We start from the raw sequence: 441 nt of genomic DNA on the forward strand, positions 1-441 counted from the left end.
CGACCTTGCTCCAGATCTTGCGATTGTTGGTCGGGTCCTGTGGCACCATGTTCGATAGCGCAAAGGACTGGGCCATGGCATTCGGGCTCGGCGCATCGGCTGCCGGTGACTGATGCCCACGGTCCACCGCCGGATGCTGGCTGCGGTAGTCACTCAATTCGGCCCGACCACCCTTGGGAATACGCGGGTCCGGGTAGAACTGGTTGGTGCGTTCCTCGCCCTTGGCGTCCTTCAGTTGCGCCGAACTCAGGCGTTCGACCACCACCAGAGGGGTCTTGCTGGTTTGCGAATAGAGCACGGCAAAGTTGTCGGAGCACAGGGCCAGGGGTTTCATCGTCGCCGGCACGCTACCGGGATTGATCGGCCTGGCGTTGGGGAACAACTGCGCACAACCGTCGAACGAGGGCTGGCGCTCCTGACTGGAATACAGGTCGAGTGCCG

1 protein-coding gene is annotated in these 441 nt (G+C 62.6%); it reads right to left on the bottom strand.

What is annotated here, in order from left to right:
• On the bottom strand, positions 1-441 hold a 441-nt coding region (locus HX773_RS25630), incomplete at both ends, for a DNA/RNA non-specific endonuclease (RefSeq protein WP_176973829.1).

Source organism: Pantoea sp. B9002 (genome assembly GCF_013385945.1).
Lineage (GTDB): Bacteria > Pseudomonadota > Gammaproteobacteria > Enterobacterales > Enterobacteriaceae > Pantoea.